The sequence below is a fragment of the Parafilimonas sp. genome (assembly GCF_047606085.1).
Classification (GTDB): Bacteria; Bacteroidota; Bacteroidia; order Chitinophagales; family Chitinophagaceae; genus Parafilimonas.
Window position 1 is genome coordinate 1 of the sequence record NZ_JASGEX010000164.1, and the last position, 25,023, is coordinate 25,023.

Consider the following 25,023-nt stretch of genomic DNA (forward strand, 5'->3'; position numbering starts at 1 on the left):
TCAATATTCAATACCCAATAATCCCCGCCTGACTGAATCAGTCGGGCAGGAATGTTCAGTTGTAAATCTTCGCGAAATTGAATATTGAATATTTCGAAGATTTACCTGCCTTAAGTTAATGACATTGGCTTTATTAATTTTAATGGCGCAAATGTGACCGCGGTTTAGGCTGCGCGGGCGCATTTCAAATTTTCACTTCATACGCGGCACTCCGGTCGGTGTCTCACCGACCGGCAGCGGGTTCTACAGGTGGGTGAGACACCCACCTGCGAAAATTTGAAATGCACCCCGGCTGCGCTGCAAGCTTCAGGGTCAGCAGCAATCTTGCTATATTTGCGCTCAATTTTGTTCCGCCTGCAACGGAATCCATATTATTTAATGGATCCCGACATTCCGTCGGGACTGAAATTTTTTTACAATGGCTGTATTACATAACCGCATCTCCGGCGAAGAACTAAAGCGCCGCCTGCATGAAGAAGCTGAACCCAGAACTACCATCAGTTTCTATCAATATTTCTCCATTCAAAACCCGCAGGAGTTCCGGGACTATTTATACAAGCGCTTATATAATTTAAAAGTATTCGGCAGAATTTATGTTGCCGGAGAAGGCATTAATGCACAGGTAAGCGTGCCGCAATGCAACTTTGAAGCCTTCAAAGCATTTTTGTATTCCATCAGCGAATTAAATAACCTGCGTTTGAACATTGCCGTGGATGACGATGGAAAAAGCTTTTGGGTCTTGTCTGTAAAAGTGCGGGAAAAGATTGTTGCCGATGGCATAACCGATCCGGGTTTCAGCATGGAAAATAAAGGACGCTATGTAAATGCGGAACAGATGAATGAACTGCTGAAAAAAGATGACGCGATTATTATTGACATGCGCAACCATTATGAATATGAAGTAGGCCATTTTGAAAAAGCCATTGAAATTCCGTCAGATACTTTTCGCGAACAATTGCCCATGGCTGTTAATATGATGAAAGGCAATGAAGAAAAGAACATCATCATGTATTGCACCGGCGGCATACGCTGTGAAAAAGCCAGCGCTTACATGCTGCATAACGGCTTTAAAAATGTTTTTCACCTGGAAGGCGGCATTATCAATTATGCAAAACAGGTAAAAGAAATTAATCTGGCTTCTAAATTCATCGGTAAAAATTTTGTATTCGATAACCGCCTGGGCGAACGCATTACAGAAGATGTAATTGCCAGATGCCATCAATGCGGCAAACCCTGCGACACACATACCAACTGCGCCAATAATGGCTGCCATCTTTTATTTATTCAGTGCGAAGCATGCAGACAGAAATACGATGGCTGCTGCAGCGCGGCGTGTAAAGAAACCATTCACCTTCCTTTAGAAAGGCAAAAACAAATCCGCAAAGGTATTGATAAAGGGCGGAATGTTTTTAATAAGCGTAAAGTTCGTTTAAGACCGAGGCTGAATGAATAGTTCAAAAGTTTACGGGTTTCAATGTTCACAAGTTGTTATGCACATTGCAGGCTTTAACTCGTGAACACGTGAACTTGTGAACAAGTAAACTAATCAACTTCCTTCAGTGCTTCAACAATCCGCCTATATGTTTGCTCATCGCTCAACTCCTGCGGAACAAATTTCTCACCAATCACGGTTTCATATAATTCAATATAACGCTGTGAAATAGTATTTACCCAGTCATCACTCATTTCAGGTACGGTCTGGCCTTCTTTGCCCATAAAATTATTTTCAATCAGCCATTCGCGCACAAATTCTTTGCTAAGCTGTTTCTGGCGTTCGCCCTTACGCTGGCGTTCCTCAAAGCCATCGGCATAAAAATACCTTGAACTGTCTGGTGTATGCACTTCATCCATCAGGTAAATTTCATTCCCGATCTTTCCAAATTCATATTTGGTATCGGCGAGTATCAGCCCGCGGTTGGCGGCAATTTCTTTTCCGCGCGCAAATAGTTTTAATGCGTAATTGCTCAGGGTTTTCCATTCTTCTTTCGTGGCAATGCCCCCGGCAACAATACCATCGGGGTCAATGTCTTCATCGTGCCCGGCATCGGCCTTGGTGCTGGGTGTAATAATGGGTGTAGGAAAGAAATCATTTTCTTTCAGGCCGTTTGGCATTAATGCACCGCATAAAATGCGTTTATCACTGTTATACGTGCGCCAGGCATGGCCTACCAGGTTACCGCGCACAACCATTTCCACCTTAAAAGGCTTACATTTTTTGCCAACGGAAACGTTGGGGGCGGGCACTTTTAAAAGCCAGTTAGGGCAAATATCTTTTGTGGCATCGAGCATATAAGCCGCAATCTGATTTAGTACCTGCCCTTTATAAGGAATGGGTTTGGGCAGAATAACATCAAAGGCAGAGATACGGTTACTGGCAAGCATTACAAGCATATCATTGTGTATGGTATAAACATCCCTTACCTTGCCGCTGTAAAAATTCGTTTGGCCTTCAAAATCGAATTGTTGTTTTCTCATATAAATACAAACCTACAAGAGAAGCCGTACCGCACAAAATGATTCAAAAAATAATCAAACTCCTGGCAATAAAAACATTAATATTCAGTAGAAATTTCATTTAATAAAATAATACAACTAAATTGGTGTATTATTATTTCGATTGTTTGCAACAAGTACTATCATTGTACTGCTAAAACCATTCTATGCAAAAAAAATTCCCTTCATTACTTTTTGCGCTTGCCTGTGTTATACATGCTAACCTTATTTTAGCCCAGCAGCAAACAATAATAACGGGAAATATCAGGAATAGCGCCACAAAAGAAAGCCTGGCTGCCATATCAGTTATGGTGAAAGGAACCGGCGATGGTACTTATACCGATGAAAAAGGAAACTTCAGGCTGGTAACTGCACAAAAGCCGCCCTTTGTAATAGTGGTGTCTTCCATTGGTTATAAAGGGGAAGAAGTGCCTGTGGAAAGTAATAACCAGATTGTAAATATTGAGCTGGAGCCAGGTTATGCCCTGGGACAGGAAATTGTGGTGGCTGCATCAAGATTGCCTGAGCGCATTCTGGAATCGCCTGTAACGATTGAACGGGTAAGTGCCACGGCCATGCGCAATACGCCGGGGCCCAATTACTATGATGCGCTGGGAAACCTGAAAGGCGTGGATGTAACTACATCAAGCTTCACTTTTAAAACGGTTTCAACACGGGGGTTTAATGGCAGCGGCAACCTGCGGTTTAACCAACTGGTGGATGGAATGGATAATTCAGCGCCTGCCTTAAATTTTTCGGTTGGCAATGTAATTGGCCTCACCGACTTAGATGTTGATAATATGGAATTGCTTTCCGGCGCTTCGTCTGCCTTGTATGGTTCAGGCGGCATGAATGGCACCCTGCTTATTTCGAGCAAAGACCCGTTTAAATACCAGGGCTTCAGCGCAGAAGTGAAAGAGGGAATAATGCATGTGAACGATTACAGGCATAAAGCATCGCCTTATCATGATATAGCCATCAGGTGGGGCAAAAAAGTATCAGACAAATTTGCGTTCAAGTTCAGTGCAGAATACATGAAGGCTGATGACTGGCGGGCTGATGACTCCACCAATCTTGAGCGCAATAATGTGCTGAGCCAGATTAAATCGGGCACAAGGGCTTCTGATCCCAATTATGACGGCGTGAATGTATATGGCGATGAAGCCAGTGCAGGCATGAATGCTTTTGCACAAGCCGCCGTTTACCAGGGTACACAAGCGTATATAGCCGCTTATGTGGCGGCTACCGGAACGGAGCCCACCCAGGCCCAGATTCAAAGCTTTCTATCCACCGATGCTGATATCAGCCCTTTTTATTTAGGCCTTGCCGGCAATATTTATGGCAGCCAATATGCCAGCCGTACCGGATACTATGAAAAAGACCTGGTGAACTACGATGCTTATAATTTTAAAGCTTCAGGCGGCTTATATTATAAAATAAACAGCAGCACAGAAGCTTCCTTAACTGCAAACTGGGGTCTGGGCACAACGGTTTATACGGGCGCAGACAGGTATTCGCTGAAGAATTTCCAGATTGGCCAATACAAGCTTGAGGTAAATAACCCTGACTGGTTTATACGCGCCTATACTACCCAGGAAAATTCCGGCGATTCTTATGCCACCACCCTGGCCGCTTTGGGCATAAACAGTGCATGGAAAACAAACTCTGACTGGTTTGCCCAATATATAGGTACCTATTCCGCGTATATTTTACAGGGCGCTGATGATGCTACGGCCCATGCTGCCGCAAGGGCTGCGGCAGACGATGGAAGATATTTGCCAGGCACAACAGCATTCAGCACAGCATTCAAAAACTCCACTACCACTTCTATAAATGACGGCGGCTCCCAGTTTGCCGATAAATCAAGCCTGTATCAGGTAGCAGGCCAGTATAATTTTTCACAGTTTGTAAAAGTAATGGAAGTGTTAGCCGGGGCCAGTTACCGCCTGTACCACCTCAATTCCAACAACACCATTTTTTATGAACCGGATGGCCCTATCAATATCAGCGAATACGGCGCATATATTCAATTACAGAAAGAAATAGTAAAAGACGTTTTGAAATTAACAGCCGCCGGCCGCTATGATAAGAATGAAAATTTCAAAGGCCGTTTCACGCCAAGGTTCACCGCAACCATAACGCCTGCAAAGAATAATGTTTTCCGCTTATCCTACCAGCAGGCCTACCGGTTTCCCAATAACCAGGATCAGTGGATAAACCTGCAAACGCCAGGCACCGTTTTAATAGGCTGTTTGCCTGCATTTAATACGCTGTACGATTTTAGTAATAATCCTGTTTATACCGCTGCCAGCGTGGTTGCATACCGGGAAAGCGGTGATGCCGGCGATCTGGTACAGGCTGAATTTAAAAAGGCAAAGCCGGAAACCATGGAGTCTTATGAAGTGGGTTATCGCGGCATAGTAAACAACACGCTGTTAATTGACGCCTATTATTACTTCAGCAGGTACAAAGATTTTATTGCACGGGAGGCTGTAGCAAGGGGATCAAGCGGCGAAGCCGAAACTTCCGTTACAGAGCTTGCCAGCCCTTTTACCAGCACAAATTATTCATTTGTTGTTAATTCAGGCACCCCTGTAAAAGCAAATGGCTGGGGCATAAGCCTGGAATACAGGCTTGGCAAAACATATTCCATTACCGGGAATGTTTACGGCGACCAGTTAAAGGATGTGGATGAAGACCTCGTAAGCTTTTTTAATACACCCAAAACACGGTTTAATCTTGGGCTCTCCAGTTCGAATGCATACAAAGGCATTGGCTTCAATGTAATTTACAAATGGCAGGATAAGGTGGCCTGGGAAGGCACTTTTGGCTCAGGCACCATACCTGCCTTTGGCACCCTGGATGCACAGGTGAGCTATAATTTTACAAAAGAAAAAGTTCTAGTTAAAATTGGCGGCACTAACATAATAAATCACTACTATCGCAATGCGTTTGGTAACCCTTATATCGGCGCTTTGTATTATGCAAGCATCGGATATAATGTTTTTTAGTTATTAAATGTTTAGCAAAGGCCTCCGCTTAATGCGGGGGTTTTTTATTTCCGGCCGGCCCGTGCAGCGGTCTGAGCCGGAAATAAAGGCGTATCGCACTTCGCCGCCCATGCACCCTGCCGGCTTCGCGTGCCGGCGGGCATTATACCCACTGAAAAATAGGCTGTCCATAAGGCTAAACCGGCTGCATAAAAACCGGCTGCGCCTTATGGGCAAGCGGCAGTTTTACATAAAAAGAAGTGCCTTCACCTATTGCCGTGGTAAACCATATATGCCCGCCTGCCTTCTCTACAATAGCTTTGCAGATAGCGAGGCCTAAGCCTGTGCCCGATGATTTTGTGGTAAAGTTGGGATTGAATATTTTGGAGCGCAATTCTTCGGTTATGCCATTGCCAAAATCTGTTACCGAAACAATTACATCGCTTTGCTGCATGTATTGTTTTATTTGTATGCGCGCCGGTTCGCTTTCATCATAAGCTTCCAATGCATTTTTTATAAGGTTGGTAAAGAGCCGGTTTACCTGCGCCTTATCTGAAAAAACTTCCGCATAATCTTCTTCTGCTGTAAAGCTGATAATAAGGTTTGAATCGGCTTTGTACAGGTTTACAAGGTTTTTAAGCAGCTCATTAATATCAAAATATTCCGGCTTTGTATTTTCAATATTGGCAAACTGCGAAAAATCGCCGGCAATTTTTGAAAGCTGGTCAATTTGCTCCACTAAAGTGGAAGCCAGCTTTTTGGAAAGGTCCACGGCATTGGGTGAATTTTCTTCCATGGCGCGTTGCAGGTATTGTATGCTCAGCTTCATGGGCGTGAGCGGGTTTTTTATTTCGTGCGCTACCTGCCTTGCCATTTCCCGCCAGGCGCCCTCCCGCTCTGTTTTGGCGAGGGCTTCCACGCTTTTGCCAAGCTGTTTCACCATCTTGTTATATTCTTTTACAAGCATGCCTATTTCATCATTTCTCTTCCAGGGAATTTCTTCGTTTGCCACACCTATTTTTATTTCTTTCATCTTATTGCCTATCAATTCTAATGAAGAGGTTATGCGGCCGGTGAGCGCTACAGAAACGGCGCCGGCAAAAATGAAGATAAGCGCATTTAAAATGATAAGCGTAACAAGGAAACCGGATATTTCATCTTTCAGCTCATCCTGTGAGCCTAATGACGGGATGTTTAAATAGGCTACCGTTTCGTCGTGCTCGCCTTTAATGGGCGTATAGATGCTTTGAAAAGAAAAGTTGCCGATCTGCTCCTCATTCACAAAGCGGGTGCTTTGATTGTAATGCATTTCATAATACGCTTCGGGGTCTATCCGCCTGCTTAATATTTGCTGGGTATAAATATATGGCTGGGATGAAACGCTCAGTGTGCCGTCTTTCCGGTAAAGGTTGATATCAACGTTTTGGATAGCGGCAATGTCGGCTATTTTCTTTTCAAATTCGCCATCATCATTCATACCGTCTATATCAGGGTCTGTATTTACGAGGGCAAACTTTAAAGCCTGCTGAATTTCCCTGGCTATAATTTGCGAGGCATTAATGAGCTCATTTGTAGTATTTTTTTTAAACCGCAGGCTGAAGAAAGAAATAGTGCCGGTGCCAATAACAAGGAACGATATAAAACTTACGCCGATAATGGTGCTTTGAATTTGTGTGCGTATATTAAAACGGAACAAGTGCCTGAAACGGGATTTGGCGCTGCGGTTCTGTATTAAATACCGGCTGTTATGCACAATAAACGACAGCAGTATGAATAGTACAAACAAATAAGAGAACAGGGTTACGAAGTTAAAGAAAGCATCGTTTTTACGGGCTATTACCAGCAGCTTGCCATTGCCGGCATTATACCAAAGCTGGTTATAATGGAGCGAATCTTTAAATGCATACCCCGCTCTGGGAATTTGCTCTGCAGTAACTGAATCTGAAAAATTAAACCCTGTAAACGGGCTCACCAGCTTGCGGTTATCATACACGCCGATCTCATAATTACTGGTGCTTGATAAAATATCGTTTGTACGCCTGAATAACTCAGGAACCAGGCTGGTGTTTTCAAATAATTTCGGCTGTATAAGCACAAACAAAGAGCCCAGCAAAGCAGAATCGCTTTTTATCTTTTTATAAAAAATGTAATTGTAGTTATTCTGGTTGTTCCGGTACACATACAGGCCTTTATACGATGCAGGCCTGGCACGGTTTTCCAGCACCGAATTTATTACTGTAAAACTTGTGGAATCGTTGTTGTATAAAGGCTGGTTGTCGGCATCATATAAATAAATCCTTGTATTGTATTTGGCAAGATAGGCGGAAAGGTTTTTGTTGGTAAGGCTGTCTTTAATGTATTGGTTATCGCTTTCGTTTTTAAACCGGTAAAAATTTTTTTCCAGGAAAGCGTCAGAAAAATTATTCAGGGCAATACGCACGAGAAAGGCGCCCGAAGAATCAGTTTGTTCCTGCAGGTTGCGGGCAAGCAACACCCGTTTTTCTTTTTCTGTTGTTTTATTCTGATATACAATAAGCGAAGAAGCCAGCGCCGTTAATATAAGCGCCCATATAATAAAATAAGGAGAGCGCACCAGCGAAGAAAAAGAAGGGTTGTCGTTATAGCGGATGAAAATTATCAGCGTCAGCATAAACGCTGTTACCGTGAGCAGCATCTTGGCATCAATCGAAAAAATATTCAGCGATATAAGCAGGAAGCTGATGGAAAGTGTGGCAATAAACTGCCAGAATAAAGACAGTTTGGTTTGAGCGGCAAGCTGCACGAAAATGCCTGCCAGGTACAGCCATATATACAGCAATACGCAAACAATAATAAAGCCTGCAAATGAAAAAATGCTGAGCGAGAAAAAATCTGCAGCATTAAAACTTATGGCAGAGTGTTCCACCAGGCCTGAGATTATTTCGGCAACACGAAAACTAATTAAAGGTATCAGCAGGAAAGAGGAATAGGTTAATACGGCATAAGCCAGGGGAACCCTGCGCAAAGCTGTTCTGGCATTGGTTCTTATCCGTTTTCTGAAGAAGATGATTATCCATAAAGCCAGCAATACATTTACCAGCAGATCGCCAAGCGATTTGTTTACAGGGCCGCCATAGTAAACATCCGGATTAAACAGGGGCATAACCCTGTAATTAAAGGGAACGGGAAGAAAAAATATAAGAATCCTTAGCACGAGGAAAGAGGCCATTAGAAACACAAGCGCATTTCTCAGGTTGTTATTCTTTGCAATTTCGTCGGCAATGTTGTTTACAAACACAAACAGGAAAAGCATGGCGGCTACGCGAAGCAAAACAGACAGGCCCGCGGGAGAATCGTTATAAGCCTGGTTAATTTCCTTTATGCTGAACAATGTTTTTCCTGAAGCATTTACAACGGGAGCGCCTTTGCCCACAGGGGCTATTTCGTAGGATTTATCAATGTCTTCATTTATGGCGAAATGCGATCTCAGGTATTCATTCTGCATAAAGTATTCCCAGCGCACCGGTATCATCATTACAAGAAAAAAACCTGTTTTGCCATTTTTGAAAGATGTTTTTACCAGATCAAAAATGCCGTTGGGATAATTAACCAGGTAGTTTCCGTCCGGCCGGGCGAGGTCGCTTTCTGCCGGCGTCATTTTATTGGTGTTCCAGAATATTTCAACAGAATGGCCTATATCGTTAACCTGGTAGGCAAATATGCCCTGCGCATCGCTGATAAGCTGTTCTTTAATGGAGGAAGGCCTGTCGCTTGTGATAGCGGCAATAGTGGCGCTATCGTGCAGGATGTTTTTAAACGAATTTTCCCTGCCCTGTATATACTCACTTAAAATACCGGCAACCTTTGCTGAAGAGGAACTGTAAGAAAAATAATTGGTGAAAATGAATGAAAGCGTATAAACCCAGGCCGCTACAAAAAACAGCCAGGCATATTTATTAACCGCATGTTTAATCGTTTTTATCAAGCCTCAGTATTTTCTTTTTTCACAATATTCCAGATGGCATCCATTTCTTCCAGGCTCATGTTGTACAGGCTTTTACCATCTGCGCCGGCAACCGCTTCCATTTTTTTAAACCGGTTAATAAATTTTTTATTGGTTTGTTCCAATGCATTTTCGGCGTCTATGTTCAAAAACCGTGCATAATTAACCAGGCTGAAAAGCACATCACCAAATTCTTCTTCCACTTCTTTCGGGTTATTGTTATTTACCGCCTGCTGCAATTCTTTTATTTCTTCTTCTACCTTAAGCCACACGTCTTCTTTTTGCTTCCATTCAAAGCCCACCTGCTTTGCTTTTTCCTGAATGCGTGCTGCCTTAACAACCGCAGGCAATGCAACGGGCACGCCGCTTAACACAGATGCTTTGCCTTCTTTCAGCTTTATTTTTTCCCAGTTCTTTTTTACATCTTCCTCATCATGCACTTTTACGTTGCCATAAATATGCGGGTGCCGCACAATCAGCTTATCACAAATTGTTTTCAGCACATCATTCAGTGTAAACCGGCTTTGTTCACTTGCAATGCGGGCATAAAAAACAATATGCAGCATAATATCGCCCAGTTCTTCCTTAATGCCGTTCCAGTCTTCTGCTGTAATAGCATCCGCCAGTTCATACGTTTCTTCAATGGTCATTTGGCGCAGGGTTTTAATGGTTTGCTTCTTATCCCACGGGCATTGCGCGCGCAGGTCATCCATTATATTCACCAGCTTTTCAAAACTTTCTTTGTATTCCATGTTTAATATTTTTTAGAAGCTGTTTAAAAATTTTTCGCATGGAGAACACAGAGCCGGCAGAGGCGCTTCATTACGCTGCTTACTCCTTTGCTCCGCGCGAAAAATCGCTAAACTTCTGTAAAGAATTAAATTTTCAAACAGCTTCTCAGAACCATAATGTTAAAAAATATTTCTTTTTGAAAAGAAGTAAAGCAATGTTATTATAATTCAATATGGCAGGCGGCTATAGCTTCACCATAAAAATTGCCGGCATGATTATTAAAGTCTTCTGCTGAATCTGTTGTATAAAATTGAACGGTTTTACCTGTAGAAATCTGTATTTCAATTTCAGGGTGACGATACAAATAATCCTCAAGGCTGGCAGCCACTATTTCACCCTGGGCAATCACATGAACACCATCAGGTAAAAAATTTTCTATTCGTTTTTTTATTAAAGGATAATGCGTACAGGCCAGCAATACGGTATCAATTTTATCATCCCGGCTTAATAATTCATGGATATATTTCTGAATAAAATAATCTGCCGCTTCATTTTCAAACTCATTGTTCTCAATTAAAGGAACGAGCATGGGGCAGGCCTGCTGAACAACAGTTGCATCCGGGAAAAATTTACCTGCTTCAATCAAATAAGACTGTGATTGCACCGTACCGCTCGTAGCCATTATACCAACATGATTTGTCGCAGAATAATTGCCAATAATTTCCGTTGTCGGCCTTATTACACCCAATACTTTTCTACCCGGAAATTTTTTATCAAGGTCATTCTGCTGAATGGTGCGCAAAGCCTTTGCAGATGCAGTGTTGCAGGCCAGTATGATTAATGGGCAGTTTTGTTTAAACAGCCAGCTTACACATTGTAACGTATATTGATACACGGTTTCAAACGAACGGTTGCCATAAGGCGCTCTGGCATTATCGCCCAGATAGATATAATCGTATTGTGGCAACTGTTTCATAAATTCCTTTAATACAGTTAAGCCGCCAAAGCCGGAATCAAAAACACCGATTGGAGTTTGCATGCTTCAAAAATAACTGCCTGAAGGCTGATTAAAGCTTCCCTTGCTTAAAACTTTTATGGTAATCATCAGTTGCCCCGTATGCCGCATGGTATGTTCGGCAGCATGCACCAGCAGGCCGATAACAGTGGATGGTATTTGCCTGCGGCCAACATACCGCACTTCGGTTAAAGCAGCCTCATCCGTTTGCTTCAATTGTTCAATAGATGTTTCCGTTTGGTGGTGCAGGTTTTCAAGCAGAAATGCCAGTGTGATTGTGCTGTCTTCCTTACCTTCCCTGCTTAAATAATCAAGCTGCGTTTCAGTTAACACTTCATCCTTTGCATACGTAAAAAGCCTGCTTTGAACGCCTGCAATATGCTGCAGGTGAAAACCAACCGAAGCTATGCCAAGCGGTTTTTGCCACAGTAATGTTTCATCAAAATCGAGCAGGTAAGCATTGATCTCTTCCAGCGCCTGCAGCAATGCATGCGCCACGGGTTGCAATAATGACGGTATGGAAGGTAAAGGCCCGCGCAGCCAGACTTCCGGTAAATTTTCGTTACGCATAGTATAGTTTAATAAAAGTTCGCAGGTTCACAAGTTCACGGGTTTATTGCAAATTTCAAGGCCTGTTACTTACATTTCAACTTATCACTATTCAACTTAATCAACTTCTCTCTCATTACGTTTAAACCAGTCAACCTTACAACTAACAAACATTTGCTATGTTGCATATTTGTTTTATTTTCAAAAATGCTTAAAAAAAATTCATTTTTTACTATTCGTATTTTATATTTGCCGCCTCAAAAAAAGCAAACAATGGTTAAACCTTCTTCAATATGTTGTTGTATGCAGGGCATATCTTCGGGGAAGGAAATTGTATTGCGATAACCGGATATAAATAAAAACGCAAAAAACATATAAGGCCTTCTCCACAAGAGAAGGTTTTTTGTTTTACAACGACCATCAACAAAGAAAATGAGCAACGCACCAACAGAAAAAAGAAACACAGGCGCCGGCAAAATTTATTTTATCGGGGCCGGGCCGGGTAATCCTGATTTGATTACCGTGAAAGGCGCGAACCTTTTAGCCCAGGCCGAAGTGATTATTACCGACAGGCTTGCCGGCGATGAAATTATTGAGCGCTATGCAAGCCCTAATGCTATTATTATTGATGTGGGCAAACAGGGCGGCAACGAAAAATCGTATAAACAAACTGATATTAATAAACTGCTGGTGCAGTTTGCCAGCCTGTATGAGAAAGTGGTGCGTTTAAAAGGCGGCGACATTGCATTTTTTTCAAACGTTTATGATGAGTTGCTCACCGTTGTTGAACACAATATTGAATATGAAATTGTGCCGGGCATTACAGCAGCATCCGGCGCTTCGGCATATACCGGTGTGCCGTTAACGACGCGCAACCATGCAAGCGGCGTGCAGATGCTAACCTATTTTAATAACGGTATTATTAATAAAGAAACCTGGAAGCAACTGGCGGCGTTTAAAGAAACACTTGTTTTTTACATGAGCAGCAATAACCTGCTTTCCATTATTGAAAAATTACTCAATGCCGGCGCAGATGCAACCATTCCGTTTATTGTGGCAGAGCAGGTCACTACGCCAAAGCAGCGCGTACATTCATTTACACTGCAATCGTTTTTGAATGCGCCTTCGCATTTTGAAAGCCCTTCCATTGTAATCATGGGCAGGGTTGCTGGTTTGCATAAAACCTTTGCCTGGCATAATATTGATAGCGCTGCAACAGGAAATTATTTTCGCAGCGTTGATGCAGCAACAGGTTATCTTAAAATAAACGCATTTACCACCACGCCTGCAAAAGGCAAAGAAAAAGTGAGCGAAAATGTTGACTGAACAAAAACTCAAATCATTTAAAACTTTTATTCAGGATTCATCGAGGGATGAGATTATCTGGATGAGCGGGTTTCTTGCGGGTATATCAGAGAAAACGGCTGTAGCCGCACCGCCGCCTGCCGAAGCAGCGGCTGCCGCTTCAACGGAAAAACTTGTTGTTTCTGTTTTATATGGTACAGAAACAGGCAATTCAAAAAAAATAGCAACCAAGCTTGCCTCTGTACTTAAAAACAAGCAGCATAAAGTAACGCTTAAAGCGCTTGACCAGTACAATACCAATAACCTTGAAAAAGAAACGGTATTGTATGTAATTACAAGCACACATGGCGATGGCGAGCCGCCTGCCGCTGCCAAAAAGTTTTATGATTACCTGCATGCAAAACAGCACAGCCTGCCCAATTTAAAATTTGCGGTGCTGGCTTTGGGCGATAGCTCTTACCCTTTATTCTGCAAGGCAGGCGAAGACATTGATGCCAAACTGAAAGAAGCCGGCGCTTTGCAACTGCTGCCTTTGGAAAAATCAGACCTTGATTTTTACCCGGTTTCAGAAGCATGGATAAGCAACGTGGTGAATAATTTGCCAACAGCTGAAAATGCAACAGCAGCGAAGCCCTTGCAACCTGTTGAAGCTTCTAAAAACACCAAGCGTTTTTACAGGGGCGAGGTGAGGACACATATTAATTTGAATGACAGAGGTTCATCAAAAGAAACCTGGCATATTGAAATAAGCACCAACGAATCTATTTATTATTTGCCCGGTGATTCTTTAGGCATTATCCCTCCAAATGCGGATGAAGAGGTGCATGAAATAGTACGCTTGTTAAATGCTGATAAGAAGCAACAGGTTATTTACAGGAATGAAACCTTCACGTTATTCAACCTCTTCAAAACCAAATTGAATATACTATACCTGCCGCTGCGCATTATTGATAAATATGCAAAGCTTATTCAGGCAGAAGTGCCGGCAGCAAGGCTTGACCTTATAAACCTCCTGTCGCTTTACCCGTTAACCGGCAATGTGGCATTGGAAAATTTTATTGCTATACTTGAACCGATAACACCGAGGTTATATTCTATATCTTCCTCACCGTATGCGCATGGCAATAATGAAATTCATATTACCGTTGGCCGCGATAAATTTTCAGCGGATGGCAAAGTGAAATATGGTTTTTGCAGCAGCCATTTTGCAGGGTTGAATTATGGCGATGAAGTGATCTTTTATATCAACTCCAACGATAATTTCCGTTTGCCGCAGCAGGAAAAAGATATTATTATGATCGGGCCCGGTACCGGCATTGCGCCTTTCCGTTCTTTTATATCGCACAGAGATGATGAAGGTGCGCCGGGCAGAAACTGGCTCTTCTTTGGCGACCAGCATTTTGCTTCAGATTTTTTATATCAAAGCGAATTATTATCATTCTTCGACACAGGTTCGCTTACAAGATTGAACACAGCATTTTCACGGGATCAGAAAGAAAAAGTGTATGTGCAGCACCGCATGTTGCAGCAATCGAAAGAACTATATAGCTGGATAAAAGGCGGCGCCCACGTTTATGTTTGCGGCTGCAAAAGCACTATGGCAAAAGATGTTGAAGCTGCATTGATTGAAATAATAAGCAGGGAAGCAAACATTGATACAAAGGCAGCCACAGCATATTTAAGCAGGCTTGAAGACGATGGCAGGTATGCAAAGGATGTGTATTAGGCAGCCCATCCTAAATCCTTCCCAAAGGGAAGGCCTTGCAAACCCACGAATATTTTGGAGTGGCTTAATTAACCTGAATTTGCAAAGGAAACTTTGAACTTAAAAATTATTAACAAATAAAAAATTACTCACGCTGTTAAAAGTCCCTCTCCTTTGGAGAGGGACTTAGGGTGAGGTCGCTTCTTATGGCAGAATCAATAGCAGAAAAAGTAAAAAAAGAAAGCAAAGGTTTACGCGGAACTTTAAAAGAAAGTTTGCAGGATGAACATACAGGACAAATACGCACAAACGACCAGTTGCTTATAAAATTTCATGGCATGTACATGCAGGACGACCGCGATCGCAGGGATGAGCGTGCTGAAAAAAAACTGGATCGGCTGTATTCATACATGATCCGTTTACGGTTGCCCGGCGGTTTGCTTTCTGCAAAACAATGGGTTGCCTTGCATGAAGTAACCAATGCGTACACAACCGGTGTAATTAAAATTACCACCAGGCAAACCGTTCAGTTGCATGGCATTTTAAAACATAACATAAAGCCAACCATTAAAGATTTTGATACCGTAAAGCTGGACAGCATTGCGGCCTGCGGCGATGTAAACCGCAATGTTGTGGCAAGCGCTCACCCGCGTTTCAGCGCTGTATATGAGGAAATATTTTCGTATGCAGGAAAATTAAGCGGGCTGTTGTTGCCTAAAACACATGCTTATTATGAAATATGGCTTGATAAAGAAAAAATATCGCCTGAACTTGAAAAAGATGAGCTCTACCAGGACAGGTATTTCCCGCGCAAATTTAAAATAGCCATTGCCATTCCGCCGTATAACGATGTTGATGTTTTTACCAACGATATCGGCCTTATTGCAATAGTTGAAAAAGGCAGGCTTGTTGGCTTTAATGTGAGCGCCGGCGGCGGCATGGGCGCAACGCATGGCAATGCGGAAACATACCCGAGGCTTGCTTCCATGCTGGGCTTTGTAAAAAAGGAAGACCTGCTGAAAGCAGCGTATGAAATAGCTACCACGCAAAGGGATTTTGGCAACAGGAGCGACAGGAAGTTTGCCCGCCTTAAATATACCATTGACCGCATGGGCGTTGATGTATTTAAGAAAGAAGTGGAAACAAGAAGCGGAATAGCTTTCAAACCGGAGAAAAAATATGAACTTACCATTCGCCACGATGAATTTGGCTGGCACCAAAACCATGAAGGGCTTTGGTATTATACAGCGTTTGTTGAAACCGGGAGAGTGCTCGACAATGACAAGGTCCAGTTTAAAAAAGCGTTTTATGCAATAGCGCAAACAGGTAAAGCGCAATTCAGGTTTACCTGTAACCAGAATATTATTGTAAGCGATATAAAGCCAGAAGACAAAGCCGAAGTGGAAAGCATTCTTCAGCAACATGGCATAATAGAAGTTACACAAAATGCTTCCCGCGTTCGCCGCAATGCCATTGCCTGTGTGGCTTTGAACACCTGCCCGCTGGCGTTGGCCGAGGCGCAACGTTACCTGCCATCATTAATTGGCAAGATTGAAGGCTTGCTTGATAAACATAACTTAGCCAACGAAGAATTGCATGTGCGCATGACGGGCTGCCCCAACGGTTGCGGCAGGCCTTACGCCGCTGAAATAGGCTTTGTAGGAACCGCATCAGGCCGGTATAATATTTACCTCGGCGCCGATGCGCTTGGCAAACGTTTAAACAAGCTGTATAAAGAAAATATTGATGAGCCTGAAATACTGAACACACTTGATGTGCTACTGAAAGATTTTTCAAACAATAAAAACCATAACGAACCTTTTGGCGATTATGTTATGAGAAAACAACTGGTATAAATTTTATTGCGGCATATCCGGGCGCATGGAACACTGCTTTGATTTTTCAGGGCAATTCAATTACAGGTTTGTTCTTCATCGCCGGGTTATGCTGATTCACTTTTTAACACAATTTGCATGAGCGCTAACAAAAACAATCTTTTTCCTGTTTTCTTCAAGCTTGAAGAATTGCATGTGCTTATAATTGGCGCCGGGGAAATTGGCTATGAAAAACTGAATACAGTTTTAAGTAATTCGCCCGAAGCGAATATTACCGTTGTTGCAAATTTTATAAAAAAAGAAGTGCGCGAACTTGCTTTTAAACACAAGCATGTGCAGTTGGTACAGGCTTCCTATCACGCAGAATTGTTGGATGATGCCGATCTTATTATTGCAGCCGTAAACGATATTGATCTTGCTGAACAGATAAGAAAAGATGCAAAACAAAAAGGCAGGCTCTTGAATGCCGCCGATAAACCTGCGCTTTGCGATTTTTACCTTGGCTCTGTTATAACCAAAGGCGATGTAAAAGTGGCCATTTCAACCAATGGCAAATCGCCTACACTGGCAAGAAGGCTGAAAGAATTTTTTAATGGAGTATTGCCCGAAGAAATTGAAAGCCTCACCAATAATCTTAATACAATAAGAAACAATATTCAAAGTGGTTTAAAAGAAAGAATCAAGAAGCTGAATGAAATTACGGCTTCACTGGTAGAGGATAATGAGCAGCCCACATAAAAAACGCGGCCCGTAACTGGTTTCAATATGCTGCCCCTCTCAGCTCAGGTGCCCACTTTCAATGCAACACCAATGCCTACAACTGACTTTAGCTGAAGCCGTGGCCCATCTTCATTCGGGCCGAATATGCGGGTATCATCGTCATATATCATATCTACATTCCATGTTACGGCAAACCGCTTGCTGAATTTTGCTGTAAACAGGTTTGTAAAATAAACATCCACATTAAAAGGGTTATGCTCGTAATTGGAAAACAAATCTATCCTCGAATTAAAGGTTATAGATTTACTGAAATTCGTATTTAGTGTAACAGTGCCGAATGCACCTATCTGGCTAAGAAAATGTTTACCGCTGTCAACGCCATAAGATCCAAGTTTCGACAGCGTTGGGTTTAGCATAATAACCCATCTGGATGTAAGCGGCGAAACAAAGACTGATAAATTTTTTACCGGCTTGTAATCAATACCCGGGCTAAACAAAACATAACCGGGAGAAAAAGCAGTTGAAGAAAAGGTAGCTGTATCATCGCTGTAGGTATATCCGTCAAAAAATTGCGTTCGCAAATTAAATAATCCGCTGAGTGAAAAATCAGAACCAATTGAGTAGCCAGCTTTTGAAAGCACATCAAGCCTGTCATCACTTTTACGTGTGCCCAATGAGGCCGTATTAAGATAGCCTATATTTATATCAACCGTATTATCCCAGCTAACTTTCCCCTTCTTATAATAAGCATGGCCATTTGCATACATATTCATGGCAATGGAAAAATTTTCTCCGCCCGCCGCCCAGTCTTTTAATGCGCTTTGGGCAACATTTAAGGTAAATGCCCCGCCTTTTATCCATTTTTTCTTAAGTGTATCCGGAATACTTTTCGTAATAGTGCGGCTTGCCTCACTTTTTAAAATGCTTATTGTTGAATCCTGTGCTTTTACACCGCTAACTATTAACAATATAAGAAATGCAAGAAACAATTTTCTCATCATGTTGCATTGTGCTTACTTAGTTGCCGATAATGTCTGTAAAAATCTAAAAATAATTTTTTTATCATGTTCTCCGGCTGTTAAAAATTTTACTGCAATTCTTTAACAAAATCTCATTGCTTTGTTTATAACAATTTCTTGATTTACTTTTGCAGCCGCAGGCGGATTTGTTTATTGTTCGGCCTTAAAAATTCAGAACTAATAAACGCATAAACTTCTCAAACAAGTTTCCCTACGTTTATCATTCAGATTATTTTTTTGGTTACCGGCCAATGAAAGAATGGCAGTCCGCCGTGGCGGATGACTCACTTGTATTGTTGATACAATGGGCATCTGCAGTTTCACTTTCAAATCATCTTGTATGAATATTAAAGAGCTTTTAGATCAGCGCATTTTAATAATTGATGGCGCCATGGGCACCATGATACAGCGTTATAAATTAACCGAAGCGGATTACCGCGGCGAACGGTTTAAAGATTGGGCAAGCGATATAAAGGGCAATAACGATTTGCTTTGCTTAACACAACCGCAAATTATTAAGGCCATACACAAAGAATACCTTGAAGCCGGTGCAGACATTATTGAAACCAATACCTTCAATGCACAGCGCGTTTCGCTGGCGGATTATAATATGCAATCGTTAGCGTATGAAATAAATTTTGAAGCCGCAAAAATTGCTAAACAAAGTATTGAAGCATGGAGAGCTGAAAACCCTTCCCTAAGGGAAGGGTTGGGATGGGCCGCCGGCGCCATTGGCCCCATGAATAAAACATTATCCTTATCACCTGATGTGAACAATCCCGGTTACCGAGCTTTAACTTTCGATGAAGCCGTAGATGCATATTACGAACAGGTGAAAGGTTTGGTTGACGGCGGCGCTGACCTGCTGTTAATTGAAACCATATTCGATACACTCAATGCAAAGGCAGCCATATTTGCTATTAAAAAATATTTCAGGGAAGCCCACCTAAATCCTCCCGAAGGGAGGGCTTCCCAGCAGCACAAAGGCCAGCTTATTCAAGAGACTTATAAAAATGGAAGCACGTCGAAAAGCGGGATATTGAGCGAAGGTGCTCCTTCCCTTTGGGAAGGCCGGGATAGGCTGAATGAGCTGCCTATCATGATCAGCGGTACCATTACAGATGCCAGCGGCAGAACATTAAGCGGCCAAACACTGGAAGCATTTTATAATTCAGTAGCACATGCAAAACCATTAAGCATAGGTTTAAACTGTGCATTAGGCGCAAAAGAAATGCGGCCACATATTGAAGAGTTATCACAAATGGCATCATGCTATGTTTCTGCTTATCCCAATGCAGGCTTGCCCAATGCCATGGGCGAATATGATGAACAGCCTGAAGAAACAGCCTGCTTTATAGAAGACTGGGCCAGGGAAGGATTTGTAAATATTGTTGGCGGCTGCTGTGGCACCACACCAGATCATATACGTTCAATAGCAGAACATGTAAAGAAGATTCAGCCGAGAACATTACCGGTTGTTGAAATAGCATTAATCTAACTAAATGAGTGAAACTATTATAAAGCCTTACATGCGGCTTGCAGGCTTAGAGCCCTTAACCATAAGGCCCGAATCTAATTTTGTAAATATTGGTGAGCGTACAAACGTAACCGGTTCAAAAAAGTTTGCAAGGCTTATCCGTGAAAATAAATACGAAGAAGCCCTGAGTGTTGCAAGGCAACAGGTTGAAAATGGTGCACAGGTTATTGATGTGAACATGGACGATGCATTGCTGGATGGCGTTCAGGCAATGACAATTTTTCTCAACCTGATGCAAAGCGAGCCTGATATTGCCCGTATTCCGGTAATGATAGATTCTTCAAAATTTGAAATAATTGAAGCCGGCTTAAAATGCGTGCAGGGCAAGTGTATTGTGAATTCCATTTCATTAAAAGAAGGCGAGAAAAAATTTATGCACCAGGCAGAAATATGCAAGATGTATGGCGCAGCTGTTGTGGTGATGGCTTTTGATGAAAATGGACAGGCAGATACATTGGAAAAGCGTGTAAGCTTTAGCGAGCGTGCATACAACATTCTTACTGAAAAACTGGGTTATGACCCGCAGGACATTATCTTCGACCCCAACATATTTGCCATTGCAACCGGGCTTGAAGAACACAATAATTATGGCGTTGATTTTATAGAAGCCACCCGCATCATCAAACAAAAAATGCCGCTTGCAAAAATCAGCGGTGGCGTAAGTAACCTTTCGTTCTCATTTCGCGGTAACGATCATGTGCGTGAAGCCATGCACAGCGTGTTTCTTTATTATGCTATTAAAGCCGGGATGGATATGGGCATTGTGAATGCCGGCCAGTTGGTGGTGTATGATGAAATTGAACCCGAACTAAAAAAGCTTTGCGAAGATGTTATTCTCAATCGCAATAATGATAACAACGAAGCCACAGAAAAGCTGATTGCATTTGCAGAAACCGTTAAGCAAAAAGGCAAGGTTGAAAAGAAAGACGATGCCTGGCGCAACACTTCTGTTGAGGAAAGATTGAAACATGCTTTGGTGAATGGCATAACAGATTATATTGATATTGATACCGAGGAAGCAAGGCAAAAATATCCAAGGCCTTTAACTGTAATTGAAGGCCCGCTGATGGATGGCATGAATGTAGTAGGCGATTTATTCGGCAGTGGTAAAATGTTTTTGCCGCAGGTTGTGAAGAGTGCCAGGGTGATGAAAAAAAGTGTTGCTTATCTAACACCGTTTATTGAAGAAGAAAAGAAGAATAATCCGCAGGTTGGAAATGGCAATGCGCCTCGTGTTCTTATGGCAACCGTTAAAGGAGATGTACATGATATTGGTAAAAATATTGTGGGTGTTGTATTGGGCTGTAATGGTTACGATGTGATTGATCTTGGCGTAATGGTGCCTGCCGATAAAATTTTAGATACTGCTGAAAAAGAAAAAGTGGATGTAATTGGATTGAGTGGACTGATCACCCCATCATTGGATGAAATGGTGCATGTAGCGCATGAAATGAAGCGCCGTAATATGCAGCAACCTTTACTCATTGGAGGCGCTACAACTTCACGTACGCATACAGCTGTAAAAATTGCGCCGCAGTATGATAATGGCGTTATTCATGTGCTGGATGCATCCCGCAGCGTAACGGTTGTTACCAACCTTTTAAACAAACAGCAAAAGGTTGAATTATTAAATCAAACACAAAAAGAATACGATGCTTTGCGCCAACAGTTTTTAAACAAGCAGGGGCAAAAAAACCTGATTGCTTACGAAGATGCTGTTGCGCACAAAGAGCAATTGAATTGGGATGATTATACACCCACAAAACCTGCTATCGAAGATGTAAAAGTGTTTGATGATTTTGACCTCGCAGCCATTGCAGCATATATTGACTGGGGGCCATTCTTTATCGGCTGGGAAATGCCAGGAAAGTTTCCGGCTGTATTAACTGACAAAACATTCGGTAAAGAAGCAACAAAGCTTTATAATGATGCGCAATCATTATTAGAGAAAATAATTGATGGGCATTGGTTCACGGCTAAGGGTGTGATTGGCTTCTGGCCGGCACAAAGCAACCACCGGGATACGGTTACTTTACAAACAAAAAATGGTGATGTAACCCTTGAGTTTTTGAGGCAGCAATCAAAAAAAGCTACGGGGCAATTTAATTTTTCGCTGGCTGATTTTGTTAAGCCAGGCCCACCTAAAAGCCCATCCCAAACCCTTCCCGAAGGGAAGGGCTTTCAAAGCACAAGGCCAGCTTATTCAAGGTTTCATTATCAAACTGCAGACCCGTCATTATATAAAATATTAAAGGATTATGCTGAACAACAAAAGCAAAATCCAACAGAAGCTGAAAGATGCTTATGGCAATTATTAAAAGGCAAAAAATTAGAAGAATATAAATTCAGGAGGCAACATGTAATCCTTCAGTTTATTGCCGATTTTGTTTGCCTGAAAAAGAAACTTATAATTGAACTTGATGGTAATATTCATTCCGTTCCAGAAAATAAAATCAATGATGAATTAAGAACGGATATTTTAAAAGAACATGGTTACACAGTATTAAGGTTTGAAAATAAAGAAGTAATAAACGAAACAGAAAAGGTTTTAAACAAAATATTAGAAATACTAAATAATCTGCCGGATGTAACCAATGACGAAGTTGCCAAAGTCCTCCCCTTAGGGGAGGATTTAGGAGGGGCCTCTGACTTTATGGGTGCTTTCGCCGTTGTTGTAGATGGCGCAAAAAAGCACATTGAAAAATTTGCTGCAGAAAATGATGATTACAATAAGATCATGGTGCAGATACTGGCCGACAGGATGGTGGAAGCTTTTGCAGAATACCTGCATCATAAAGTAAGAAAAGAATACTGGGGTTATGATAAAGATGAGCAATTAAGCAATGAAGAATTAATTCATGAAAAATACAATGGCATAAGGCCTGCGCCGGGCTATCCGGCCTGCCCTGATCATACCGAAAAAATAAAGCTGTTTGATTTGCTGAATGCAACAAAAAACATCGGTATTGAATTAACCGAAAGCCTTGCCATGAACCCGCCTGCTTCTGTTTGCGGCTGGTACTTTGCGCATCCGCAAAGCCATTATTTTGGCTTAGGCAAAATTGCCAAAGACCAGTTGGAAGATTATGCCAAACGCAAAAAAATGAGCATGGAAGAAGCAGAAAAATGGTTACGCCCTAACTTAGATTTTTAAAGATGTTTGGATAAGTAATGTTGCATGAACAGGAAACGGAAAATGCCACCTGCACTGAAGATGACGGTAATGCGACGCAACGAAGATGGTATCTTTGATTAGCTGGTAACCAAAAAAAAATCAAACAAACTTTTTGATGAATGACTCTTTACTTGCCGCTTTGCAAAAAGCCAAACATTACTGCGCTTACCAGGAACGATGCCACAGCGAAGTGCGGGATAAATTATATTCACTCGGCCTGCACAAAAACGAAGTGGAACAACTGCTCACACAGCTCATAGAAGAAAATTTTTTGAATGAAGAACGTTTTGCCATTGCTTATGCAGGCGGGCATTTCAGAACAAAGCAATGGGGAAGAGAAAAAATAAAATATGCTTTAAAACAAAAGCGCGTAAGCGATTATTGCATCCGCAAAGCACTGGCTTTAATATCAAATACTGATTATACCAAAACATTCAATACTGTTGCTGATAAGAAATCAGCCACGCTAAAAAGCGAGAAAAATATCTTCATTAAAAAGAAAAAAATAAAAGATTATTTGCAGCAAAGAGGTTTTGAATTATCGCTTATAAATGATTATTTAAAAGAAATATGAGTTTACTTTATAAGCATAAACCTGCTGTATGAAAAAAACTGCATCATCTGTTGCGATAATTTTTTTCTCGCTTCCTGTTCAAACACACAACAGGGAAATAAAAAGCTTCCTGCCGCGACACTGCTTACCTCTGAGAAATTTTATTTCAATTCATTTGTTGATTGCAATATGGCCGAAGCATGGATAGGCGATACTTTCCGCATATTTCCCGGCAAGTACGGTGAAGACCCTGTTTGGGGCGCCGCCAATGATTTGAAATTTGCCGATGGCAAAAATGCAGACGAAGCCTTTATGGCAAACCGCGAAGCATTCGTCAACCCGATTATGCCTTTAAATGCAAAACCCGGCGAAGCCGGCTTGCACGGCGCCGTTTGGTTTGAGACTATTTACCAGGATAAAAAAGATGCCAGCGGCAAAACATTATATGCAGTTTATCACAATGAAACCGAGCATGATAATTTTTCTCACACAGGGGAATGTGCATAGCGAGGTTCCATGAGACAACTGAAAAAACAAATATGCACGAATGAAAACTATCCTGCAACATTGCCCTATAATGCTGCAACAGGCGAAGGTTATATTGATAAAAACTGGCCGCAGGGTTTAACCGATTCAGGTTCTGCCGCAGCCGTTTGCCGCATAGGTATTATGAAGTCAGCTGATGGCGGCAGAAGCTGGGAAAACAAGGGCATTTTTATTGAAGACCTGCAGCCCCGCATGATATTAAAACCGCATAGTACTTCCGTAACTTTTGCAGGCGGCGTGGGCGACCCGTCGGCTGTTGTAAGCGGCAATTATTTGTACCTGTTTTATGGCGAATACGGTTATAAGGGCAGCTATGATGCTTCAACATATAACCCAACAACAGAATGGAGCGGCCAATGCATAAGCATTGCAAGAATCAGCCTGGATGATTTGGATAACCCTGTTGGTAAAGCAAAAAGATGGGACGGCAAAGCTTTCAATGCAGATTATAACGGCATTGGCAAACCTGTTTCATCATTGCAAATTCCGGTTGAAGAAGGTGGCGGCCCTGCATCGAAAGCAGGCTCTAAATTTCATTGGGGGCCATCGGTTAGCTGGAACAGTTATTTGAATTGCTGGGTAATGATGATGGCTATGTCGCAGGGCATAAAATGGGAAGGCGGCAGCATCTGGATTTCATACAATCTTAATAAACGTGAGTTCGGGATAAGCGATATGTTTAAAGATTGCAGATAGACCTCACCTAAATCCTCTCCAAAGGAGAGGACTTCCGACACCCTAAAACTCATAAAACATGCAAAAAATCATGTTTTTTTCTTGCCCTTCTCCTTTGGAGATGGGTTGGGATGAGGTCGAATTAACAATCTAAGCTTATCCCGAACTCGCGTTAATTAAGATTTAAGCGAA

The 25,023-nt window shown here is 42.1% G+C and carries 18 protein-coding genes; 12 read left to right on the forward strand and 6 right to left on the reverse strand.

Annotated elements, in window-relative coordinates; translation table 11 throughout:
• The first annotated feature begins 418 nt into the window (after nucleotides 1–418).
• Nucleotides 419–1,453: a rhodanese-related sulfurtransferase gene (locus tag QM629_RS13945; RefSeq protein ID WP_415160496.1), complete on the forward strand. Its 1,035-nt coding sequence runs from the start codon at nucleotides 419–421 to the stop codon at nucleotides 1,451–1,453.
• Nucleotides 1,454–1,542: 89 nt separating this feature from the next.
• Here the strand turns inward: QM629_RS13945 and QM629_RS13950 are convergent, their stop codons facing one another.
• Nucleotides 1,543–2,475 (reverse strand): phosphoribosylaminoimidazolesuccinocarboxamide synthase, encoded by a 933-nt coding sequence (locus QM629_RS13950; protein ID WP_415160497.1) that lies wholly within the window; start codon nucleotides 2,473–2,475, stop codon nucleotides 1,543–1,545.
• Nucleotides 2,476–2,660: 185 nt separating this feature from the next.
• On the opposite strand from QM629_RS13950, the gene QM629_RS13955 reads away from it, so the two are divergent.
• Entirely contained in the window at nucleotides 2,661–5,504 is a 2,844-nt protein-coding gene (locus QM629_RS13955) for a TonB-dependent receptor (RefSeq protein WP_415160498.1), read from the forward strand.
• Nucleotides 5,505–5,679: 175 nt separating this feature from the next.
• Here QM629_RS13955 and QM629_RS13960 read toward each other — a convergent pair whose 3' ends face one another.
• Nucleotides 5,680–9,447 carry an ATP-binding protein gene (locus QM629_RS13960; protein WP_415160499.1) on the reverse strand — a complete coding sequence of 1,256 codons (3,768 nt, stop codon included), beginning with the start codon at nucleotides 9,445–9,447 and terminating at the stop codon, nucleotides 5,680–5,682.
• A complete protein-coding gene (gene mazG / locus QM629_RS13965) occupies nucleotides 9,444–10,217 on the reverse strand; it encodes a nucleoside triphosphate pyrophosphohydrolase (RefSeq protein ID WP_415160500.1) in 774 nt (257 codons plus the stop codon). Before mazG ends, QM629_RS13960 begins: the two co-directional genes overlap by 4 nt.
• A 38-nt stretch (nucleotides 10,218–10,255) precedes the next feature.
• Between mazG and QM629_RS13970 the strand changes: the two genes are divergently transcribed.
• Complete coding sequence (locus QM629_RS13970; RefSeq protein WP_415160501.1) at nucleotides 10,256–10,423, forward strand: hypothetical protein; 168 nt, start codon at nucleotides 10,256–10,258, stop codon at nucleotides 10,421–10,423.
• Here QM629_RS13970 and murI read toward each other — a convergent pair.
• Entirely contained in the window at nucleotides 10,418–11,236 is an 819-nt protein-coding gene (gene murI, locus QM629_RS13975) for a glutamate racemase (protein ID WP_415160502.1), read from the reverse strand. The two genes, QM629_RS13970 and murI, sit on opposite strands and share 6 nt — an antisense overlap.
• Before the next feature lie 3 nt (nucleotides 11,237–11,239).
• Entirely contained in the window at nucleotides 11,240–11,782 is a 543-nt protein-coding gene (locus tag QM629_RS13980) for a DinB family protein (protein WP_415160503.1), read from the reverse strand.
• 411 nt (nucleotides 11,783–12,193) lie between these two features.
• Here QM629_RS13980 and cobA point away from each other — a divergent pair, with 411 nt between their 5' ends.
• From cobA to QM629_RS14000, 4 genes are all read left to right on the forward strand, one after another.
• A complete protein-coding gene (cobA, locus tag QM629_RS13985) occupies nucleotides 12,194–13,087 on the forward strand; it encodes a uroporphyrinogen-III C-methyltransferase (protein ID WP_415160504.1) in 894 nt (297 codons plus the stop codon).
• Nucleotides 13,077–14,792, forward strand: coding sequence for a sulfite reductase flavoprotein subunit alpha (locus QM629_RS13990; RefSeq protein WP_415160505.1), 1,716 nt, complete (start codon nucleotides 13,077–13,079; stop codon nucleotides 14,790–14,792). The genes cobA and QM629_RS13990 overlap by 11 nt, the downstream gene beginning before the upstream one ends.
• A 185-nt stretch (nucleotides 14,793–14,977) precedes the next feature.
• Nucleotides 14,978–16,627 carry an NADPH-dependent assimilatory sulfite reductase hemoprotein subunit gene (locus QM629_RS13995; RefSeq protein WP_415160506.1) on the forward strand — a complete coding sequence of 550 codons (1,650 nt, stop codon included), beginning with the start codon at nucleotides 14,978–14,980 and terminating at the stop codon, nucleotides 16,625–16,627.
• A 117-nt stretch (nucleotides 16,628–16,744) separates the two neighbouring features.
• Nucleotides 16,745–17,344, forward strand: coding sequence for a precorrin-2 dehydrogenase/sirohydrochlorin ferrochelatase family protein (locus tag QM629_RS14000; RefSeq protein ID WP_415160507.1), 600 nt, complete (start codon nucleotides 16,745–16,747; stop codon nucleotides 17,342–17,344).
• Between the two features lie 44 nt (nucleotides 17,345–17,388).
• Here the strand turns inward: QM629_RS14000 and QM629_RS14005 are convergent, their stop codons facing one another.
• A complete protein-coding gene (locus QM629_RS14005) occupies nucleotides 17,389–18,327 on the reverse strand; it encodes a DUF3078 domain-containing protein (protein WP_415160508.1) in 939 nt (312 codons plus the stop codon).
• A 358-nt stretch (nucleotides 18,328–18,685) separates the two neighbouring features.
• Between QM629_RS14005 and QM629_RS14010 the strand changes: the two genes are divergently transcribed.
• From QM629_RS14010 to QM629_RS14030, 5 genes are all read left to right on the forward strand, one after another.
• Nucleotides 18,686–19,843 carry a homocysteine S-methyltransferase family protein gene (locus QM629_RS14010; protein WP_415160509.1) on the forward strand — a complete coding sequence of 386 codons (1,158 nt, stop codon included), beginning with the start codon at nucleotides 18,686–18,688 and terminating at the stop codon, nucleotides 19,841–19,843.
• Between the two features lie 4 nt (nucleotides 19,844–19,847).
• Complete coding sequence (locus tag QM629_RS14015) at nucleotides 19,848–23,036, forward strand: vitamin B12 dependent-methionine synthase activation domain-containing protein (protein WP_415160510.1); 3,189 nt, start codon at nucleotides 19,848–19,850, stop codon at nucleotides 23,034–23,036.
• Nucleotides 23,037–23,172: 136 nt separating this feature from the next.
• Nucleotides 23,173–23,631, forward strand: a complete 459-nt coding sequence (locus QM629_RS14020) for a regulatory protein RecX (RefSeq protein ID WP_415160511.1) — start codon at nucleotides 23,173–23,175, stop codon at nucleotides 23,629–23,631.
• A gap of 168 nt (nucleotides 23,632–23,799) precedes the next feature.
• Nucleotides 23,800–24,117, forward strand: coding sequence for a hypothetical protein (locus QM629_RS14025; RefSeq protein ID WP_415160512.1), 318 nt, complete (start codon nucleotides 23,800–23,802; stop codon nucleotides 24,115–24,117).
• 9 nt (nucleotides 24,118–24,126) lie between these two features.
• Entirely contained in the window at nucleotides 24,127–24,852 is a 726-nt protein-coding gene (locus tag QM629_RS14030; protein ID WP_415160513.1) for a hypothetical protein, read from the forward strand.
• Nucleotides 24,853–25,023: the final 171 nt, after the last annotated feature.

What these genes read in the sequence shown, in the direction of transcription:
- QM629_RS13945 (WP_415160496.1), top strand. Translation starts at nt 419, where the DNA reads ATGGCTGTATTACATAACCGCATCTCCGGCGAAGAACTAAAGCGCCGC.
- QM629_RS13950 (WP_415160497.1), bottom strand. Translation starts at nt 2,475, where the DNA reads ATGAGAAAACAACAATTCGATTTTGAAGGCCAAACGAATTTTTACAGC.
- QM629_RS13955 (WP_415160498.1), top strand. Translation starts at nt 2,661, where the DNA reads ATGCAAAAAAAATTCCCTTCATTACTTTTTGCGCTTGCCTGTGTTATA.
- mazG (WP_415160500.1), bottom strand. Translation starts at nt 10,217, where the DNA reads ATGGAATACAAAGAAAGTTTTGAAAAGCTGGTGAATATAATGGATGAC.
- QM629_RS13970 (WP_415160501.1), top strand. Translation starts at nt 10,256, where the DNA reads ATGGAGAACACAGAGCCGGCAGAGGCGCTTCATTACGCTGCTTACTCC.
- murI (WP_415160502.1), bottom strand. Translation starts at nt 11,236, where the DNA reads ATGCAAACTCCAATCGGTGTTTTTGATTCCGGCTTTGGCGGCTTAACT.
- QM629_RS13980 (WP_415160503.1), bottom strand. Translation starts at nt 11,782, where the DNA reads ATGCGTAACGAAAATTTACCGGAAGTCTGGCTGCGCGGGCCTTTACCT.
- cobA (WP_415160504.1), top strand. Translation starts at nt 12,194, where the DNA reads ATGAGCAACGCACCAACAGAAAAAAGAAACACAGGCGCCGGCAAAATT.
- QM629_RS13990 (WP_415160505.1), top strand. Translation starts at nt 13,077, where the DNA reads ATGTTGACTGAACAAAAACTCAAATCATTTAAAACTTTTATTCAGGAT.
- QM629_RS13995 (WP_415160506.1), top strand. Translation starts at nt 14,978, where the DNA reads ATGGCAGAATCAATAGCAGAAAAAGTAAAAAAAGAAAGCAAAGGTTTA.
- QM629_RS14000 (WP_415160507.1), top strand. Translation starts at nt 16,745, where the DNA reads ATGAGCGCTAACAAAAACAATCTTTTTCCTGTTTTCTTCAAGCTTGAA.
- QM629_RS14005 (WP_415160508.1), bottom strand. Translation starts at nt 18,327, where the DNA reads ATGATGAGAAAATTGTTTCTTGCATTTCTTATATTGTTAATAGTTAGC.
- QM629_RS14010 (WP_415160509.1), top strand. Translation starts at nt 18,686, where the DNA reads ATGAATATTAAAGAGCTTTTAGATCAGCGCATTTTAATAATTGATGGC.
- QM629_RS14015 (WP_415160510.1), top strand. Translation starts at nt 19,848, where the DNA reads ATGAGTGAAACTATTATAAAGCCTTACATGCGGCTTGCAGGCTTAGAG.
- QM629_RS14020 (WP_415160511.1), top strand. Translation starts at nt 23,173, where the DNA reads ATGAATGACTCTTTACTTGCCGCTTTGCAAAAAGCCAAACATTACTGC.
- QM629_RS14025 (WP_415160512.1), top strand. Translation starts at nt 23,800, where the DNA reads ATGGCCGAAGCATGGATAGGCGATACTTTCCGCATATTTCCCGGCAAG.
- QM629_RS14030 (WP_415160513.1), top strand. Translation starts at nt 24,127, where the DNA reads ATGAGACAACTGAAAAAACAAATATGCACGAATGAAAACTATCCTGCA.